Here is an 18024-nt window from a genome sequence, read left to right on the forward strand (position 1 = left end):
TCATGACCCAGTTAGACCAATTCCTGCAGCGTGCCGAAGCCTTGCTGGCGCGCGTCGAATCGCTGTTGCCGGCCTCGTCCAAGGAACCGGACTGGAATGCCGGCGTCGCCTTCCGCTGGCGCGGCCCCAGCGGCCAGCGGCCGGGCTATCTGCAGCCGGTCGGCCATATTTCGCAGATCGGGTTGTCGGACCTGCATAACATCGGCCCGCAAAAAGAGCAGATCGACCAGAACACCAAACAGTTCGTCGACGGCCGCCCGGCCAACAACGTGCTGTTGACCGGCGCGCGCGGCACCGGCAAGTCCTCGCTGATCAAGGCTTGCCTGAACCAGTACGCCGACCGCGGCCTGCGCCTGATCGAAGTCGACAAGGACGACCTGCACGACCTGCAGGACATCGTCGAGATGGTCTCGGCGCGCCCGGAACGCTTCATCGTGTTCTGCGACGACCTGTCCTTCGAAGAGGGCGAGGGCGGTTACAAGGCGCTCAAGGTGGCGCTGGACGGCAGTATCGCCGCGCAGTCGGACAATGTGCTGATCTACGCCACCTCCAACCGCCGCCACCTGATGCCGGAACGCCTGTCCGACAACAGCACCTATACCCATACCGACGACGGCGACCTGCATCCCGGCGAGACGGTGGAAGAAAAGATCTCGTTGTCCGAGCGTTTCGGCCTGTGGGTGACCTTCTATCCGTTCAAGCAGGACGATTTCCTGGCGATCGTCGCCCACTGGCTGCGCCATTTCGGCTGCAACGATGCCCAGATCGAGGAAGCGCGCGGCGATGCCCTGCGTTGGGCGCTGCAGCGCAGCTCGCGCTCGGGTCGCGTGGCCTGGCAGTTCGCACGCGACTACGCCGGCAAGGCGCAGGGCTGATGAGCGAGGCAGCCAAGCCCATCGATGTCGCCGTCGGCATCCTGATGCAGCCCAATGGCGACGTGCTGCTGGGCCAGCGTCCGGAGGGCAAGCCCTACGCCGGCTATTGGGAATTCCCGGGCGGCAAGGTCGAGCCGGGCGAAACCATCTTCGCCGCCCTGCAGCGCGAGTTCAAGGAAGAGCTGGGGATCGAGGTATTGGACGGCGAGGGCTGGTGCGGGGTCGAGCATGTCTATCCGCACGCGCATGTGCGATTGCATTTCTATATCAGCCGCAGTTGGCGCGGCGAGCCGCAAAGCCTGGAAGGCCAAGCGTTTGCCTGGCAGGGCAGCGTGGGCGTGGACCCCTTGTTGCCGGCGACCATTCCCCTGATCGAATGGCTGGACCTGGTGCGGTATGGCGAGGCGGGCCGCCCGCCATCCGTGCCGGCGCCTGGTCAGGCTTCTTGATGAGGCTGGCGTTGTAGCCGATCTAGCCGATCGCAAGAGCAATAAAAAAGCCGCAATTCGCGGCTTTTTTTGTCGATACGGCAATGATCGCGCTTACTGCAAGGGCTTATCCTGGTCGCTTTCCTGCGGCAGGTTCACTGCCGGGATCGCGTACTTTTCCTCGGCCCAGGCGCCCAGGTCGATCTGTTTGCAGCGTTCCGAACAGAACGGGCGGTATTTGTTCTTCTCCGTCCATTCCACCTTGGCCCCGCAGGTCGGGCAATCGACTATGGTCGCCATGCCGTACTCCTTAAAACCCGCACAGCGCCAGTTCGAACGGCACTTCGCCTTCGAAGGCGCGCGGCTTCTCGTCGCCGTCCTGCTGGGTAAAGCGCACCCACAACATGTACTTGTTGGCGGAGATCTCGGGGATGGCGCCCAGTTCGATGTCCAGCGACAGGCGCAGCATCTGGTAGAGCTTGCCCTGCAGCATCTGCTGGTAGCTGCCGCCGACGGCATTGATCTTCACCGCGTGGCCCGATTCGCGCAGCAGGCGCATCACGATGGCGATGGCGTCGCACAGGGGGATCAGCGGTGCGAACCAGTTCGAAATGTCATTGAAGCGGCGCTCGAAGCTGTGCTGTTGCCAGGCGTAGTACGCGGGCAGGTCGAATTCGCAGGCGCCGCCGGGGATGATGGTGCGGCCGCGGATGCTCATCAGCCATTCGTTGTCGCGGATGTGTTGCCCGGTCTTGCCCTGGGCCGCGGCCAGCGCGCTGCTGGCCTTGTCGACTTCGGACAGGATGGCGTTGAGCATCTCCGGCTCGACGTTGGGGTTGGACTGGTAGGCCAGCAGCATCTGCTTCTGGCGCTCGAGTTCTTGCAGCAGGTCCGACTTGAGGTCGGCGCGTCCGGCTACCTCCAGCATTTCGAAAATGGTGGCAAGGGCGATGTGATGCTGCTGCGGGCTTTCCTGGTGCAGGAAGAAGACGAACTTCTCGTACAGGTCTTCCAGTCGCAACAGCGTGCGAATACGCTCGTTGAAAGGGTATTCGTAGACGATCAAAGCATGATCCCTTTAGTGGTTGAACCGGATTCGATGGTGGGCCGCCGGCAAACTGCTGTTGGCCGCGTTGTGTGTGATTCTGACCCATGCAGAGGAAAATTACAAATGCATGGCGCAATGGGGAAGGACCGCGCGCGTGGCCTGGGCCCGGGCGCGGCCGCAGGCGGCAACAGGGAGCGGGATCGGCTGCCGGATGTAAAGGGTTTTCGCTGCCGCGGCATCAGGCGGCGCGCGCCAGCTCCAGATAGTGCGCATGCAGTTGGCGCACGCGCGGCAGCAGCCCGGCGGCGTCGCCATTGTTCTCGATGATGTCGTCGGCCACCGCCAGGCGGGCCTGGCGGCTGGCTTGCGCGGCCATGATGGCTTCCACCTCGTCGCGCTGCAAGCCGTTGCGCTGCATCACGCGGGCGATTTGCACTTGTTCCTCGCAATCGACCACCAGGATGCGCGAGGTGCGGCCCACCCAGGTGCCGGATTCCACCAGCAGCGGGACCACGAAGATGAGGTAGTCGCCGGTTGCCGCCTCGGCCGCGCGTGCGGTCTCGCTGCGGATGAGCGGGTGCAGGATGGCTTCCAGCGCATGGCGGGCGCTGGCGTTGCCGAACACATGGCTGCGCATGCGCGCGCGATCCATGGCGCCGTGCCGGTCGATGAAGTCGGCGCCGAAGTGGTCGCGGATGCTGGCAATGGCCAGGCCGCCGGGGGCGGTCAGCTGATGGGCGATGGCGTCGGTGTCGACCAGCGCGGCGCCCAGTTCACCGAACAGGTTGGCGACGGTGGTCTTGCCGCTGCCGATGCCGCCGGTGAGGCCGATGGAAAAACGCTGCGCCGTGGATGTCATGTTTAATAATCGTAAATGCCGAAAGACAGCCAGTCGCCGCCATAGAGAAGCGCCAGCATACCCGCAAGCGCCAGGTAGGGGCCGAACGGGATCGCCTGTTCGCGCTCATGGCGCCTGGCCAGCACCAGCGCGATGCCGGCGATGGCGCCCAGCGCCGAAGCCGAGAGCAGCACGAAGGGCAGCGCCTGCCAGCCCAGCCATGCGCCGAGCGCGGCCATCAGCTTGAAGTCGCCATAGCCCAGGCCTTCCTTGCCGGTGGCCAGCTTGAAGATCCAGAAGATCAGCCACAAGGCGAGATAGCCCGCTGCCGCGCCCAGCACCGCGTCTTGCAAGGGCACGATGCGGTGGTTCAGGTTGACCAGCAGGCCCAGCCACAGCAGCGGCAAGGTCAGGTCGTCGGGCAGCAGCATGGTCCTGGCATCGATGAAACCGAGCGCGATGAGGAAGGCGCAGCAGGCCATCGCGGCCAGCCCGGTCAGGCCGGCGCCGAATTTCCAGGCGGCCAGCGCAAACACCGCGGCCGTCAGCAATTCGACCGCCAGGTAGCGCACGCCGATGGGCGCCTTGCACTCCCCGCAACGGCCGCGCAGCAGCAGCCAGCTCAGTACCGGCACATTGTGGTGCGCCGGCAGGGCGGCGCCGCAGTGCGGGCAGGCCGAACGCGGCAGCAGCAGGTCGTAGCGCGCGGCATGCGGCAAGGCCTCGCCGCGCTCATGGGCGACGAAGTTGGCCGTTTCGCGCAGCATCATCTTCGGCAGGCGGTGGATCACCACGTTCAGGAAGCTGCCCACCAGCAGGCCAAGCAGGGCCGCCATCAGGCTGATGGCGGTATGGTGCGGTGCGCTGTAAGCGTCGAGGAAGGGCATCGGAGCGGATTTGCGTGTTTTTGGAGCTATTCGGGATCTTATACGATGGAGCCCATGCGGAAGATCGGCAAGTACATCGCGATCACCAGGCCGCCGATCAGTATGCCCAGGACCACCATGATAATCGGTTCCATCAGGCTGGTCAGCGCGGCGACGGCGTCGTCGACTTCGCGTTCGTTGAGGTCGGCGATCTTGCCCAGCATGGCGTCGAGCGCGCCGGCTTCTTCGCCCACCGCGACCATCTGCACCGCCAGGTCGGGGAAGACGCCGGTTTGCTCCATGGCCGCATGCAGCGGGGCGCCGTTGCGCACGGCGTCGCGGATGGCCAGGCTGGCGTCGGCATAGACCACGTTGCCGGCGGCGCCGGCCACCGTTTCCAGCGCATCGACCAGCGCAATGCCGGCGCCGAACAGGGTGCCGAACGTGCGGCTCCAGCGCGCGATGGCGGCCTTGCGCAGCAATCGGCCGAACACCGGCAGGCGCAGGCTGGCGCGCTGGGCCGCCGCCCGCATGCCGGGCCGGCGGCGCCAGGCATGCAGGCCGGCCGCGCCCAGCATGCCGAGGGCGGCCAGCAGCCAGGGCCACCATTGGGCGAGCAGGCGCGAGACCTGCATCACGCTGCGCGTCAACAGCGGCAGCTCGGCGTCGAAGTTGCGGAACATCTGTTCGAAGGCCGGCACCACCCATAGCATGATCACCAGCGTCACCACCACCGCCACCAGCATCACCGCGCAGGGATAGGCCAGCGCCGAGCGCACCTTGCCCTTCAGGGCCAGCGACTTTTCGCGATAGCCGGCGATGCGCTCCAGCATGGTATCGAGCATGCCGGCTTCCGCGGCGGCGCGCACCAGGTTGCAGAACAGCGCATCGAAATGGCGCGGATGGCGGCCCAGGGCGGCATGCAGGCTTTCGCCCTGCGCCACGTCGTTGCGGATGGCCCGCAGCAGCGCCGCCATGGCCGTGGCGCCGGCGCCGCGAATGGCGATGTCCAGCGCCTGCAGCAGCGGCAGGCCGGCTTGCAGCATGGTCGCCAGTTGCCGCGTGAACAGCACGACCTGTTTCTCCGGGATATGGCCGCGTGCCGCACCGGGGGAAGGCGCTTGCGCAGCGCCGGGCCGGCGCCCGGCGGCGGCGCTATCGGCCGCCCGGAGGCGCGCCACACGGATGCCCTGGCGGCGCAGCAGGGCGCGCGCCAGCGCGGCGTCGGTCGCGGCCAGTACGCCGCTTTGCGCCCGGCCCTGGCGATCCAGGCCTTGCCAGTGGAAGGCGCTGCGGGAGGCGGGAGGGGAAGCGCCGGGGGCGTCAGGTGCAGGCAAGGACTTCCCTCAGGCTGGTTTCGCCGCGCAGGGCTTTCATGAGCCCGGCGCGGCGCAGGTCGGCAATGCCTTCGCTGCGCGCCTGGCGGGCGATGTCCTGGGTGTTGCCGTGGCGCAGGATCAGGCTCTCCATGGCGGCGCTGATGGGCATCACCTGATAGATCCCGGTGCGGCCGCGATACCCGCTCTGGTTGCACTTGTCGCAGCCGCGGGGCTGGAACAGGCTGGCGCAGCGCGCGATGTCGGCCTCGCTGCAGCCGGCGCGTTGCAGGCTGTCGGGCGTGGCGGGCACTTCCTCGCGGCAGCTGCACAGCCGCCGCACCAGGCGCTGCGCCACGATCAGGCTGACCGACGAGGCCACGTTGAAGGCCGGCACGCCCATGTTGAGCAGCCGCATCAGCGTGGCCGGGGCGTCGTTGGTGTGCAGGGTGGAAAAGACCAGGTGGCCGGTCTGCGAGGCCTTGACGGCGATGTCGGCGGTTTCCAGGTCGCGGATCTCGCCCACCATCAGCACGTCGGGATCCTGGCGCAGGAAGGCGCGCAAGGCGACGGCGAAGCTCAGGCCGGCGCGTTCGTTGATGCCGACCTGGTTCACGCCGGGCAGGTTGATCTCGACCGGGTCTTCGGCGGTGGCGATATTGACCCCGGGGCGGTTGAGCAGTTGCAGGCAGGCGTACAGCGACACGGTCTTGCCGGAACCGGTCGGCCCGGTCATCAGCACCATGCCGTGCGGCTTGCCGATGGCGCGCAGCAGCGCCTGCCGTTGCGGCGGCTCATAGCCCAACTGGTCGATGTCCAGGCCGGTGTGGCCGCCATGGAGGATGCGCAGCACGATCTTTTCGCCGAACTGGGTCGGCAGCGTCGACACGCGCACATCCACTTCGCGCCCGCCGCCCAGTTCCAGCCGCATCTTGCCGTCCTGCGGCAGGCGTTTCTCGGCGATGTCCAGGCGCGACAGGATCTTGATGCGGGTCGAGAGCTTGTCCTTGAGCGACAGCGGCGGCTGCGCCGTTTCATGCAGCACGCCGTCGATGCGAAAGCGCACCCGGCAGAAATGCTCGAAGGGTTCGAAATGCAGGTCGGAAGCGCCCATGCCGACGGCATCGGCCAGCATCTTGTGCAGCAGGCGCACGATCGGAGCGTCGTCGATATGGGCGGCGGAGGCCAGCGGGTGTTTTTCCATGATGATCGCCTCTCGCTGAGGGACCGCCGTCAGAGCCTGTTCCCAACGCCGGGCGAGATGGTGAACAGGTCCTGGGGAAAGGCGGCGAATGGGGGAGGAAAAAGTCTCCCACATCCGCCGCGCCGCGCCGGGCAGTCGCCCGCGCTTTGCCTTGAATTTTCGCGCGAGTTCGAAAGACCGGCGAAGACGTGGGGAAGGTGCGGGGAGGGCGCGAGATCAGCGCGCGGCGGCGGCCTGGGTCGGGGCGATCAGCTTGACCATGCGGATCGCCTGGTTCTGTACCTGCACGATCTCGATCACGCAGCCGGCGATCTTCAGGGAGACGTTGGCGTCCGGGATGTCCTGCAGGTATTCCAGCAGCAGGCCGTTGATGGTCTTGGGGCCGTCCAGCGGCAGCTGCAGGCCCAGGCGCTTGTTGATGTCGCGCAGGGTGGTGCTGCCTTCGAGCAGGCAGGCGCCGTCCTTGTCCCAGCCGAAACCTTCGGCCGAAGAGCCGGGCGAGGAGGTAGTGAATTCGCCGATCATCTCTTCGATGATGTCTTCCAGCGTCACCAGGCCCTGCACTTCGCCGTATTCGTCGACCACGATGCCCAGGCGCTCGTGGTTTTCCTGGAAGTACTGCAGCTGGGTGAAGACGTCGGTTTCCACCGGCACGTAATAGGGGGCGGACAGCAGTTCGCGGATGGCCTCGTGGGTGATCTCGTCCTCGCGGTTGAACAGCGACACCGCCTTGCGCACATGCAGGATGCCGGCGATGTGGTTGATCTCGCCCTCGAACACCGGCAGCTTGTTGTGGTAGCAGGTGGCCAGCTGGTTCAGGATGTCTTCGATGGGCGCGGCCAGGTTCAGCGCCTCGACCTGGGCGCGTGGCGTCATCACGTCTTCCACCGAGATCTTTTCCAGGTCGAACAGGTTCAGCAGGATGCTCTTGTGCTTTTGCGGGATGAAGCTGCCGCCCTCCAGCACGATGGAGCGCAATTCCTCGGGCGAGATGCGCTGTTCCCTGGCGCGTGCGCCGGCCTTGATGCGCAGCAGCTTGAGCACGGCCGAGACGAACAGGTTGACGAACCAGACCAGCGGCTTGGCCACCCGCATCAAGGGCTTCAGGATGAAGCTGGTGAACAGCGAAATGCGTTCCGGATAGGTGGCGCCGATCACCTTGGGCACGATCTCGGCGAAGATGATCAAGAGCCCCGCCACGCAGGCGGTGGCGATGGTGATGACGCGCTGGTGGTTGCCGAAGGCGGAAATCGCGATGACGGTCACCAGCGCGGTGGCCAGCGCGTTGATCGCGGTGTTGGCGATCAGCACCAGCGAGAGCAGGCGCTCAGTGCGGTCGAGCAGCCACAGGATGGTGATGGCGCGGCGGTTGCCCTGTTTGGCGAGGTGCCGCAGGCGATGGCGGTTGGCGGCCATCAGCGCCGTCTCGGTCATGGAAAAGAAGGCCGAGAGCAGGATCAGGACGAAGAGTGCAAGCAGTTGCACCCATATGGGTACGGATTCCAAACATCACCGTGAGGTTGGTTGCCCTTGTGGAAGGGAGTCGGCGGGCCTGCGCTGTTGCCTCAAGGGAAACACCGGCAGGGCGGCCAGGAAGCGCCAAAGTCTAGACGATGGGGCCTGTTCCCGCAAGCCGGCGCAGCCTGTGCGGCGTCAGTAGCCGCGCGTGCGGTCATAGACATGCGTCGGTTGCCGGCCTGCGCGCAGGGCCGCGATGCTGGCGGCGGCCTGGCGCGCCCGTTCGCGCCGCGACGGTGTGGCTGCCGCGTGCGGGGTGACGATGATGCGCGGATGGCGCCAGAAGGGGGCTTCGGGCGGCAGCGGCTCGGCGTCGAATACATCCAGCAGCGCGCCATTGAGCTGTCCGCTGTCGAGTGCCGCCAGCAGCGCCGGGGTGTCGACATGGCTGCCGCGCCCGACATTGACCAGCGCGGCGCCGCGCGGCAGTTTCGCCAGCAAGGTGGCGTCGATGATGTGGCGGGTGTCGGGGGTGTCAGGCAAGAGGCACACCAGGATATCGGTGCGCGCCAGGAAATCATCCAGCTGCGCCGGTCCGGCAAAGCATTGCAGGCCGTCTTCATTGCGCGCTGAGCGCGCCCAGCCGGCCACCTCGAAGCCCACGCGCGCGTGCATGCGCGCGCATGCCAGGCCCAGCGCGCCCAGGCCCATGACGCCCACGCGGGTTTCCCGGGCGCTGCGCGGGGTGCTGAATGTATGCCATTGGGCCCGTGCCTGCTGGGCCACGAAGCGCGGCATGTCCTTCAACAGCATCAGGCTGGCCATGAGGGCGAATTCGGCCATGCGCTGCTGGGTCTCGGGCGTGACCATGCGCACGATGGGCAGATGCCCGGGCAACTGCGGATCGGCCAGGATGTGGTCGACCCCGGCGGCGGCGCTGAGGATGGCCTTGAGGTTGGGATAGCGCGCCAGCCGGCCGGCGTCGGGTTGCCAGGTCAGGGCGAACTCCACCGCTTGTTCATCGACGCCGGGGTCGTTCCATTCGCGGATGTCGATGGCGAGATCCGGCGCGCATTCGGCAAAGGCGGCGCGCCACTCCGGCAAGGCGGCGGCGCCGCCGGACTTGATCAGCAGGATGGGCAGGGCCGGGGGACTGACGGGACTGACGGGACTGACGGGACTGACGGGACTGACGGGACTGACGGGACTGACGGGACTGACGGGACTGACGGGGCGCATGGGGCTCACGGGTTGGTGTCGGGGACGCCGGCGGCGGGCGATTGCATGGGCCGGCGCAAGGCCGGGTCGAAGGGATTGATGCGCGCCGACAGGGCGCTGGCTTCGCGTTGCAACATCTGTACCACCACCGGCAGGCGCTCTTCCGATAGCCGGGCCGTAATGGTGCCCACCGACAAGGCGGCGACGATGCCGCCACTGGCGTCGAACAGCGGCACGGCCAGCCCGGCCATGCCATCGAGCAAGCCTTGCTGGCGCGCGGCATAGCCGCTCTGGCGCACGCGGTCGATCTCGGTGCGCAGGTAGACCTCGTCATACACGCCGAATTCGCGCAGGCGCGGCACGTTGTAGCGGATCACCTCGTCGCGCTCGGCCTCGGGCAGGAACGCCAGGATGGCCAGCGCACCCTGGCCCACACCCAGCGCCACGCGCCCGCCGATGTCGCCGGTGAAGGCGCGGATCGGCAGCGGGCCGTCGACGCGATCCACGCACACCGCGTCAAAGCGCGAGCGCACCAGCAAGAACAACGTGTCGCCCAGGCTGCCGCACAGGCGCAGCAGCGCCGGACGGCACAGTGCCCGCAAGTCCGAGGCATTGCCGGCGCGCGCGGCCAGCGAGAACAGGTCGATGCCGAGCCGGTAGAGCTTGCTGCGCTCATCCTGCTCCACTGCGCCTTCGGCGGCCAGCGACTGCAGCAGGCGATGGGTGGTGCCCTGGGTCAGGCCGATGGCCTTGGCCACCTGCGTCACCCGCATGCCCGGCGCTGGTGCGTCGGCCAGTGCGCGCAACACCGCGAAGGTGCGGGCGATGCCGTTGACCGGGGCGGCGCCGGGGGGAGAGTTCTCTTCGCTGTCCTGGCTCATTGGCTGCTCATGGATCTTGTCTGCCTGCTGAATGGAAGTCTTGGACGACTTGTTTATCGAAGTATTTCATTAAGTGGAATAACTTTGAAAAATATCCTGATGTATGAAATACGATAGCAGAATTGGCAGGGAATTTGCATGAGGAATGAATCAAGTTGATTGCCGGGCAGCGTCGCCGGCGGTCTCGCGAAATTGAGCCAAATCGTGCAAAGGGGCTTGCCATGTCATTCCTGACGCTGACCAATGTCAGCAAGTTCTACGGAGATACCCAGGCGGTGTCGTCCTTCAACCTGTCGGTGGAGCAGGGCGAATTCATTTCGCTCCTGGGTCCTTCCGGTTGCGGCAAGACCACCACGCTGCAGATGATCGCCGGCTTCGAGGCCAGCAGTGGCGGGCGCATCGAGCTCGACGGGCGCGACATCACCCACGCCAAGCCCAATTCGCGCGGCCTGGGCATCGTGTTCCAGACCTATGCCTTGTTCCCGCACATGACGGTGGAACAAAACGTCGCCTTCGGCCTGGAGATGCGCAAGTGCCCCGCCGCCGAAAAGCGCGAGCGGGTGGCCCAGGCGCTGGCGCTGGTGCATCTCGAGCAACACGGCGCGCGCTATCCGCGCGAGCTCTCCGGCGGCCAGCGCCAGCGCGTGGCATTGGCGCGCGCCCTGGTGATCAAGCCGCCGGTGCTGCTGCTCGATGAACCGCTGTCGAACCTCGACGCCAAGCTGCGCGAGGAAATGCAATATGAGCTGCGCGATATCCAGCGCAAGGTCGGCACCACCACCATCATGGTCACCCACGACCAGAGCGAAGCCATGTCCATCAGCGACCGCGTGGTGGTGATGGAGGCCGGGCGCATCACCCAGGTCGGGCGTCCGCTGCAGGTCTATGAACATCCGGCCAACCGCTTCATCTCCGGCTTTGTCGGCCGTGCCAACCTGCTCGAAGGCAAGGTGCTGGGCGCCGCCGGCGAGCGCGCCGACATCGCCGTGGGCGGCATGCTGCTGGGCCTGGAAGCGCCCGACACGGGGCTGCGCGGCGGCGCCCAGGTGATGTTGGGCTTGCGCCCGGAAAAGATCCGTTGCGTGGACGCCGGCCAAGGCCGCTGCGACGGCCTGGTGAGGCAGCGCTTCTTCCTCGGCAGCCAGTGGTTGCTGGAAATGGATTCTCCCCTGGGCCCGTTGTCGGTCTTGCTGGCCAATGACGGCGCCTGTATCGCCGAACCAGGCCAGACCGTGGGACTGGCCTGGAATGACCATAGCCTGAGGCTGGTGTCGAGCGCGCGCGCCAGGGCCGGCGAGGTGGCGGCATGAGCGCCGCCGCCGCGACCGCGCGGGCCGAAGCCGCGCCCACGCCCAGGGCGATGTCCGGCCGCGCCCTGCCGTGGTGGATGTCGGCTCCGGCCATCCTGCTGTGCACGGTGCTGCTGCTGGTGCCGCTGCTGCTGACGGTGGTCCTGTCCTTCAATGTGTTCGATACCGATACCGGCCCCAAGGCCGGCACCTTCACGCTGCAACACTATATCGAGGTGCTGGGCGACCCCTATTACTACGCCATCTTCTGGCGCACCTTCTGGATCTCGGCCCTGGTGACCCTGATCTGTGCGCTGGTGGGGGCGCCCGAGGCCTACATCCTCAACCGCATGAAGAAGCCCTGGCGCTCCATCATGCTGCTGGTGGTGCTGGCGCCGCTGATGATCTCGGTGGTGGTGCGCGCTTTCGGCTGGAGCATGCTGCTGGGGCCGGAAGGCATCGTCAACGGCTTGTTCGCCATGCTCGGCCTGGGGCCTTACAAGATGCTCTATACCGATATCGCCGTGGTCATCGCGCTGGTGCATGTGATGCTGCCCTTCATGGTGATCCCGGTGTGGACCTCGCTGCAAAAGCTCGACCCGGCCGTGGTCAATGCGGCCCTGTCGCTCAATGCCTCGCCGGCCACGGCGATTCGCCGCATCGTGCTGCCGCAGGTGATGCCGGGCATCTTGTCGGGCAGCCTGATCGTGTTCGGCTTGTCGGCCAGCTCGTTTGCGATTCCCGGGCTGCTGGGCGGTCGCCGCCTGAAGATGATGGCAACCCTCGTCTATGACGAATACCTGCACGAACTGAACTGGCCGCTGGGCGCCACCATCGCCTTGCTGCTGCTGGTGGCCAACCTGGTGGTGATGCTGGGCTGGAACCGGATGGTCGAGGCCCGTTACAAGAAAGCGCTGGGCTGAACCATGAACAAGAACGGAGCATGGGCGTTGCTCTTCAATGCCGTCGTGATCAGCTTCATGCTGGCCCCCATCGTGGTGGTGTGCGTGATCGCCTTTACCCCCGAGAACACCCTCACCATCCACGGGCCGCAATTGTCGCTGCGCTGGTTCAAGGCGGTGTTCGACTATCCCGATTTCGTCAGCGCCTTCTGGAACAGCCTGTGGCTAGGCCTGGCCTCGGCGACCCTGGCCAGCGCCATTGCGGTACCCGCCGCCATGGCGCTGGTGCGTCATCCGCACCGCTGGTCGGGGCTGTTGCAGGCCTTGTTCCTGTCGCCGCTGATCATCCCGCACCTGGTGCTGGGGGTGGCACTGCTGCGCCTGTTTGCACTGGTGGGCGGGGCTGGCAGCTTCGGCTGGCTGATATTGGCCCATGCGCTGGTGGTGATGCCCTACACCATGCGACTGGTCATGTCGGCCCTGATCGGCTTCGACCGCAGTGCTGAACATGCCGCCCAGTCGCTGGGCGCGACCCGTGCCACGGTGTTCCTGCGCATCACCTTGCCGATGATCTTGCCCGGCATCACCGGCGGCTGGCTGCTGGCCTTCATTACCAGCTTCGATGAAGTGACCATGTCGATCTTCGTTACCTCGCCCTCGACCGTGACCTTGCCGGTGCGCATGTACATGTATGCCACCGAGTCGATCGACCCGATGATGGCAGCGGTGTCGGCCCTGATGGTGGCCATCACGGCAGCGGCCATGTTCATCCTGGACCGCATCTATGGCCTCGATCGCGTGCTGGTGGGGCGCACATGAGCAGCCCCTGCCGGCACCAGTTGGTGCGCCTGGTCGAGAGAGAGCGCGCGCCGGTGGCATTTACCCTCGACGGTCGTGCGGCCACCGCGCTGGAAGGCGATACGGTGCTGACCGCCGTGCTCACTTGCGCCGCACGACTGCGCCGCAATGAATTCAGCGGCCAGCCGCGCGCCGGATTCTGCATGATGGGCGCTTGCCAGGATTGCTGGATCGCCACCGCCGAAGGCGAACGGCTGCGCGCCTGTTCCACCTTCATCCGCCCGGGCATGCGCCTGCTCACCGGAGAGGACGCATGACCCCACGCCCGCCCGTGATCGTCGGCGCCGGCCCGGCCGGTGTACGCGCCGCCCAGACTCTGGTCGCGCATGGCTTGCGCCCGGTGCTGCTGGACGAGGCGCCAATGGCCGGCGGCCAGATCTATCGCCAGCCGCCGGCCGGCTTCACCCGCGCCAAGCAGGCGCTGTATGGTTTCGAAGCCGGTCGCGCGGCGGCCTTGCACGGCACCTTCGATGCCCTGCGCGAGCATCTGGATTATCGTCCCCGCACCCTGGTCTGGAATGCCCAGCCGGGTTTGCTGGACCTGATGGACAGCACCACGCTGGGCGCCGCCAGCCTGGCCTGGGATGCGCTGATCGTGGCCACCGGCGCCACTGACCGCGTGCTGCCTTTTCCCGGCTGGACCCTGCCTGGCGTCTATACCCTCGGCGGCGCCCAGGTGGCGTTGAAGTTCCAGGGCTGCGCCATCGGCGAGCGGGTGGTGCTGGCCGGCAGCGGACCGTTGCTGTACCTGGTGGCCTATCAATATGCCAGGGCCGGCGCCAAGGTCGTGGCGGTGCTCGACAGCAGCAGCTGGTCCGACCGCATGGCTGCCCTGCCCGCCATGCGCGGCCAGGCGGCGCTGCTGGCCAAGGGCATGTTCTATCTCGGCTGGCTGAAGTTGCGCGGCATCCCGGTACACACCCGCGCGCGGGTGTTGCGGGTGGATGGAAGCGAGCGCGTGCAATCCATCGCCTGGCGCCATGAAGACATGATGCAAGCCGCCGCCGTCGGCGCCGAACGGCAGATCGTCTGCGACGCCGTCGGCTTTGGTTACGCCCTGCGCTCGGAAACCCAACTGGCCGACCTGCTCGGCTGCCGCTTCGCCTTCGACGAGATGCAGCGCGCGCAATTGCCGCTGAGCGACGGCGCAGGGCGCAGCAGCGTGCCGGGCGTCTACCTGGCCGGCGACGGCGCCGGCATCATGGGCGCGGACGCGGCTGAGCTGGCGGGCGAGCGCGCCGCGCTGGCGCTGCTGCAGGATCGCGGCATCACGGTGGACGCCGCGCGTGCCGTGGCGATCGAGGCGCAACTGGGCCGTATCGGCCGCTTTCGCCAGGGGCTGGAGCGGGCCTTTCCGTTTCCCGCGCGCTGGGCTGAACTGGCCGGCGACGCGCTGGTGGTCTGCCGCTGCGAAAACATCACCGCCGGCCAATTGCGCGCGGCCGTGACCGAAACAGGGGCGGCCGAGATGAACCGCCTGAAGGCGCTCACCCGCGTGGGCATGGGGCGTTGCCAGGGGCGCATGTGCGGCGCGGCCGCCGCCGAGATCCTGGCGCATGCGGCCCAGGTGCCGCTGGCGCAAGTCGGCCGCCTGCGCGGCCAGGCGCCCATCAAGCCAGTGCCCATCGGCATGCATTGCCCGCCTCAAGCGCGGGCGGTTGCGCCTTGCATCGTCGCTGACGCTGTTGCGGCCGGGGACGAATCGTGAAGCGTATCGACACCGAAGTGCTGATCATCGGCGGCGGCATCGTCGGCGCTTCCGCGGCACTGGCACTGGCGCGCGCGGGGCGTCGCGTCACTTTGCTGGAACGCGACCTGTGCGGCGCCCGCTCCAGCGGCATCAATTACGGCGGCGTGCGGCGCCAGGGCCGGGCGGCGGTGCAGTTGCCGCTGTCGGCACGGGCGCACCAGATCTGGGCCGGGCTGAAAGACTTGATCGGCATCGACGGCGAATATGTGCGCAGCGGCCACTTCAAGCTGGCCCGCAGCGCCGCCGATATGCAGGCATTGGAAGCCTATGCCGGGATGAGCCGGCCCTATGGCCTGGATATCGAATTGATCAGCGGCGAGCAATTGCGCCGGCAATGTCCGTGGCTGGGCGGCAGCGTGGTGGGCGGTTCTCTTTGTCCGGAAGATGGCCAGGCCAATCCGCGCCTGGTGTCGCCGGCCTTTGCGCGCGCGGCAGCGGCCGCCGGTGCCCAGGTCGCCGAGGGCTGTGAAGTCCGGCAAGTGGGCCATGACGGCCGCCATTTCGTGGCTGAGGCTGCGCAGGGTGAACAGGCCCTGCAGGTGCGCGCCGAGGTGCTGATCAATTGCGCCGGCGCCTGGGCCAACAAGATTGCCCAGGCCTTCGGCGAAGACGCGCCCATGACCAGCGGCCATCCCAGCATGGCCGTGACTGAACCGATCGCGCCGCTGCTGCCGTGGAGCCTGGGGGTGGAAGGCGGCGCCATCTATTGCCGCCAGGTCGCGCGCGGCAATGTGGTGCTGGGCGGCGGACGCGGCTATGTCATGGATGACCAGCGCGCCCGCGCCTCGCACGACTCCATCCTCGGCTTGCTGCCGCAGGCGGTGGCCTTGCTGCCGGCGCTGCGCCATGTCCACATTATCCGCACCTGGAGCGGCGTCGAAGGCTATTTGCCGGACCGCCAGCCGGTGTTGGGCGCCAGTGCCACGCAAGCCGGCCTGTTGCACGGCTTCGGCTTTTGCGGCGCCGGTTTCCAGATCGGCCCGGCCGCCGGCGAGGCATTGGCCGAGCTGGTTTTGCAAGGTCGCAGCACAGTGCCGCTGGAGGCTTTCTCGATTTCCCGCTTTGCCACCGTAGAACCAGCAGTCATCCCACTCCCGACACCCCTCACAGAAAGGAAGATTTCATGATCCCGTTCGCACGCCCCCTCGCCTGTGCCGCCGCCCTGGCCATGCTGGCAGCCGTGGCTGGCCCGGCCCAGGCCCAGACCAAGACGCTCTATATCGGCATGAACGGCGGCAACATGGAAAAGACCTTCACGCAATTCGTGTTCGGCCCCTTCGAGCAAAAGCACAATGTGAAGGTGGTGGTGGTGCCGGGCGGATCGGCCGATATCCTGGCCAAGGCCCAGGCCGCCAAGGACAAGCCGCAGATGCATGTGATGTTCCTGGACGACGGCGTGATGTACCGCGCGGTCGGCATGGGCCTGTGCGAAAAGCAAAAGCCCAATCCCAACATGGCCAACCTGTTGCCGGTGGCCCATATCAAGGATGACATGGCCACGGGCGTGACCATCAGCGTTACCGGCCTGGCCTACAACACCAAGGTCTATGCCGAGAAGGGCTGGGCAGCGCCGACTTCGTGGCTGGATCTGGCCGATCCCAAGCTCAAGGGCAAGGTGGTGTTCCAGTCGTTGCCGTCGTCGACCTTTGGCTTGCATGCCTTCCTCGCCTTCAACCGGTTGAAGGGGGGCGCCGACACCAATGTCGAGCCCGGCTTCAAGGCCTGGGCTAGCACCATCGGGCCCAATGTCGTGGAATACATCTCCAATTCCGCCAAGATTTCCGAGATGGCGCAAACCGGTGAAGCGGCCTTGTTCCCCTATACCCCGACGCAATCGACCATCTTGAAGAGCAAGGGCATCCCGGTGGAATATGTCCAGCCCAAGGAAGGGGCGGTGGTGCTGATGGTGGCGCAGTGCGTGATTGCCAACAACAGCGAACCGCAGCTGGCGCAGGAGCTGGCCGCCTATCTGCTGAGCCCGGAGGCACAGGGCAAGGCGCTGGAAAACGGCAATTACAACCCCACCAATACCAAGGTCACGGCCAGCGGTGCGACCGCTGCCGAGCAGCAGCGCATGATGGATTTCGTCAAGAACGCCCGCAATGTCGACTGGGATGAAATCAACAAGAACCGCAGCGTGTGGAATAGCCGCTGGACGCGCACGGTGGAGCGCTGATCACCGTTGTTCTGGAAAGTCTCTCTGGTAGTCTTGGGCGCTGTCTTGCGATGGCGCCCTTTTTTATCGATCGCCTTATTGATTGCCGCACGCAGGAACGACAGGCCGGGTCACGCTATCGCGGTCTCAAGGAAGGCGCGCACCACCCGCGCGAATTCCTCCGGCAACTGATCCGGCAACGGCACCATCCCCGCATCGATTCGCACCAGCCGGCTGCCGGCGATGGCGGCCGCCACCCGCTCGGCGTAGGGGGCGGCATGCGGATCGCTGCCGGCCTTGATCACCAGCGTGGGCGAGCGTACCAGGCCGATGCGGGTTTCCATCGCATAGTTGCGCACCACCACATGGCCGTGGGCCGCCATCTCGCCGGCCTTGATGGCGTCAGCCATGAAGCGCTCCAGCAGGTCGATGTCGCCGGCCGGGTAATAGGGCTGGCGGCGACGCCACAACGCTCCCAGGTGGCTGCCATCGGCATGGCGCTCGACCTCGTCGATGCTGCGCTTGCCCGCATGCGCCTGGCGCCGCGAGGCATCATTGAAAGGGCAGGACGACAGCACCAGCGCCTTGATGCGCCCGGGGTGGGCGGCGGCCATCTCCAGCGCCGTGACCGCGCCGGTGTGATGGCCGATCACCACTGCCTGTTCGGCGCCGAGTGTATCGAGCACCTCGAAGGCGACCTGCGCCCAGCGTTCGATGCTGTGCCCGGCCATGGGCAATTTGACGGAGTCGCCGAAGCCCGGCGTATCCATGGCGATGGCCTGGTATGCGCCGGCCAGCAGCGGCAGCACGTCGCGGAATTCATCCCAGGAGCGTGGCGTCTGGTGCAGCATCAGCACCGGCACACCCTGGCCGGCGACAGCCACGTGAATGGCGCCGGCGCTGGTATCGATGAAGCGGCGCTGGAGGGCGGTCATGGC

Annotated in this window: 19 protein-coding genes; 9 read left to right on the plus strand and 10 right to left on the minus strand. The window is 66.7% G+C overall.

Features of this window, described 5'->3' with window-relative positions; genetic code table 11:
- Window positions 1-2: 2 nt before the first annotated feature.
- Window positions 3-875 (plus strand): ATP-binding protein, encoded by an 873-nt coding sequence (locus AC07N6_RS01130; protein WP_494780492.1) that lies wholly within the window; start codon window positions 3-5, stop codon window positions 873-875.
- Window positions 875-1324: an 8-oxo-dGTP diphosphatase MutT gene (mutT, locus tag AC07N6_RS01135; protein ID WP_494780493.1), complete on the plus strand. Its 450-nt coding sequence runs from the start codon at window positions 875-877 to the stop codon at window positions 1322-1324. Before AC07N6_RS01130 ends, mutT begins: the two co-directional genes overlap by 1 nt.
- Before the next feature lie 93 nt (window positions 1325-1417).
- On the opposite strand, the gene yacG is transcribed toward mutT, so the two are convergent.
- The 9 genes from yacG to AC07N6_RS01180 form a co-directional block, all read right to left on the minus strand.
- A complete protein-coding gene (gene yacG, locus AC07N6_RS01140) occupies window positions 1418-1603 on the minus strand; it encodes a DNA gyrase inhibitor YacG (RefSeq protein WP_141914656.1) in 186 nt (61 codons plus the stop codon).
- Window positions 1604-1613: 10 nt separating this feature from the next.
- Entirely contained in the window at window positions 1614-2369 is a 756-nt protein-coding gene (zapD, locus tag AC07N6_RS01145) for a cell division protein ZapD (protein WP_494780494.1), read from the minus strand.
- Window positions 2370-2589: 220 nt separating this feature from the next.
- The gene (gene coaE, locus AC07N6_RS01150; RefSeq protein WP_494780495.1) at window positions 2590-3210 is read right to left on the minus strand and encodes a dephospho-CoA kinase; all 621 of its coding nucleotides are present in this window, start codon (window positions 3208-3210) and stop codon (window positions 2590-2592) included.
- Window positions 3211-3212: 2 nt separating this feature from the next.
- Window positions 3213-4076, minus strand: a complete 864-nt coding sequence (locus AC07N6_RS01155; protein ID WP_494780496.1) for a prepilin peptidase — start codon at window positions 4074-4076, stop codon at window positions 3213-3215.
- A gap of 38 nt (window positions 4077-4114) precedes the next feature.
- Window positions 4115-5392 (minus strand): type II secretion system F family protein, encoded by a 1278-nt coding sequence (locus AC07N6_RS01160; protein WP_494780497.1) that lies wholly within the window; start codon window positions 5390-5392, stop codon window positions 4115-4117.
- Window positions 5379-6575, minus strand: a complete 1197-nt coding sequence (locus tag AC07N6_RS01165; protein ID WP_494780498.1) for a GspE/PulE family protein — start codon at window positions 6573-6575, stop codon at window positions 5379-5381. The genes AC07N6_RS01160 and AC07N6_RS01165 overlap by 14 nt, the downstream gene beginning before the upstream one ends.
- 216 nt (window positions 6576-6791) lie before the next feature.
- Window positions 6792-8081 carry an HlyC/CorC family transporter gene (locus tag AC07N6_RS01170; protein ID WP_494780499.1) on the minus strand — a complete coding sequence of 430 codons (1290 nt, stop codon included), beginning with the start codon at window positions 8079-8081 and terminating at the stop codon, window positions 6792-6794.
- A gap of 147 nt (window positions 8082-8228) precedes the next feature.
- Window positions 8229-9272, minus strand: coding sequence for a 2-hydroxyacid dehydrogenase (locus tag AC07N6_RS01175; protein ID WP_494780500.1), 1044 nt, complete (start codon window positions 9270-9272; stop codon window positions 8229-8231).
- A 5-nt stretch (window positions 9273-9277) separates the two neighbouring features.
- Complete coding sequence (locus tag AC07N6_RS01180; RefSeq protein WP_494780501.1) at window positions 9278-10132, minus strand: IclR family transcriptional regulator; 855 nt, start codon at window positions 10130-10132, stop codon at window positions 9278-9280.
- 221 nt (window positions 10133-10353) lie between these two features.
- Between AC07N6_RS01180 and AC07N6_RS01185 the strand changes: the two genes are divergently transcribed.
- The 7 genes from AC07N6_RS01185 to AC07N6_RS01215 are packed head-to-tail and all read left to right on the plus strand — an operon-like array spanning window position 10354 to window position 17107.
- Entirely contained in the window at window positions 10354-11442 is a 1089-nt protein-coding gene (locus tag AC07N6_RS01185; RefSeq protein ID WP_494780502.1) for an ABC transporter ATP-binding protein, read from the plus strand.
- Between the two features lie 50 nt (window positions 11443-11492).
- The gene (locus AC07N6_RS01190; RefSeq protein ID WP_494781258.1) at window positions 11493-12344 is read left to right on the plus strand and encodes an ABC transporter permease; all 852 of its coding nucleotides are present in this window, start codon (window positions 11493-11495) and stop codon (window positions 12342-12344) included.
- A gap of 3 nt (window positions 12345-12347) precedes the next feature.
- Window positions 12348-13142 (plus strand): ABC transporter permease, encoded by a 795-nt coding sequence (locus AC07N6_RS01195; protein ID WP_494780503.1) that lies wholly within the window; start codon window positions 12348-12350, stop codon window positions 13140-13142.
- Window positions 13139-13438 (plus strand): (2Fe-2S)-binding protein, encoded by a 300-nt coding sequence (locus AC07N6_RS01200; protein ID WP_494780504.1) that lies wholly within the window; start codon window positions 13139-13141, stop codon window positions 13436-13438. Before AC07N6_RS01195 ends, AC07N6_RS01200 begins: the two co-directional genes overlap by 4 nt.
- The gene (locus AC07N6_RS01205; protein WP_494780505.1) at window positions 13435-14889 is read left to right on the plus strand and encodes an FAD/NAD(P)-dependent oxidoreductase; all 1455 of its coding nucleotides are present in this window, start codon (window positions 13435-13437) and stop codon (window positions 14887-14889) included. Before AC07N6_RS01200 ends, AC07N6_RS01205 begins: the two co-directional genes overlap by 4 nt.
- Window positions 14886-16058 carry an NAD(P)/FAD-dependent oxidoreductase gene (locus AC07N6_RS01210; protein ID WP_494780506.1) on the plus strand — a complete coding sequence of 391 codons (1173 nt, stop codon included), beginning with the start codon at window positions 14886-14888 and terminating at the stop codon, window positions 16056-16058. Before AC07N6_RS01205 ends, AC07N6_RS01210 begins: the two co-directional genes overlap by 4 nt.
- Window positions 16055-17107, plus strand: coding sequence for an ABC transporter substrate-binding protein (locus AC07N6_RS01215; RefSeq protein ID WP_494780507.1), 1053 nt, complete (start codon window positions 16055-16057; stop codon window positions 17105-17107). Before AC07N6_RS01210 ends, AC07N6_RS01215 begins: the two co-directional genes overlap by 4 nt.
- A gap of 110 nt (window positions 17108-17217) precedes the next feature.
- On the opposite strand, the gene AC07N6_RS01220 is transcribed toward AC07N6_RS01215, so the two are convergent.
- Complete coding sequence (locus tag AC07N6_RS01220) at window positions 17218-18021, minus strand: alpha/beta fold hydrolase (protein ID WP_494780508.1); 804 nt, start codon at window positions 18019-18021, stop codon at window positions 17218-17220.
- Window positions 18022-18024: the final 3 nt, after the last annotated feature.

The sequence above is a fragment of the Herbaspirillum sp. GW821-FHT09A12 genome (assembly GCF_059418325.1).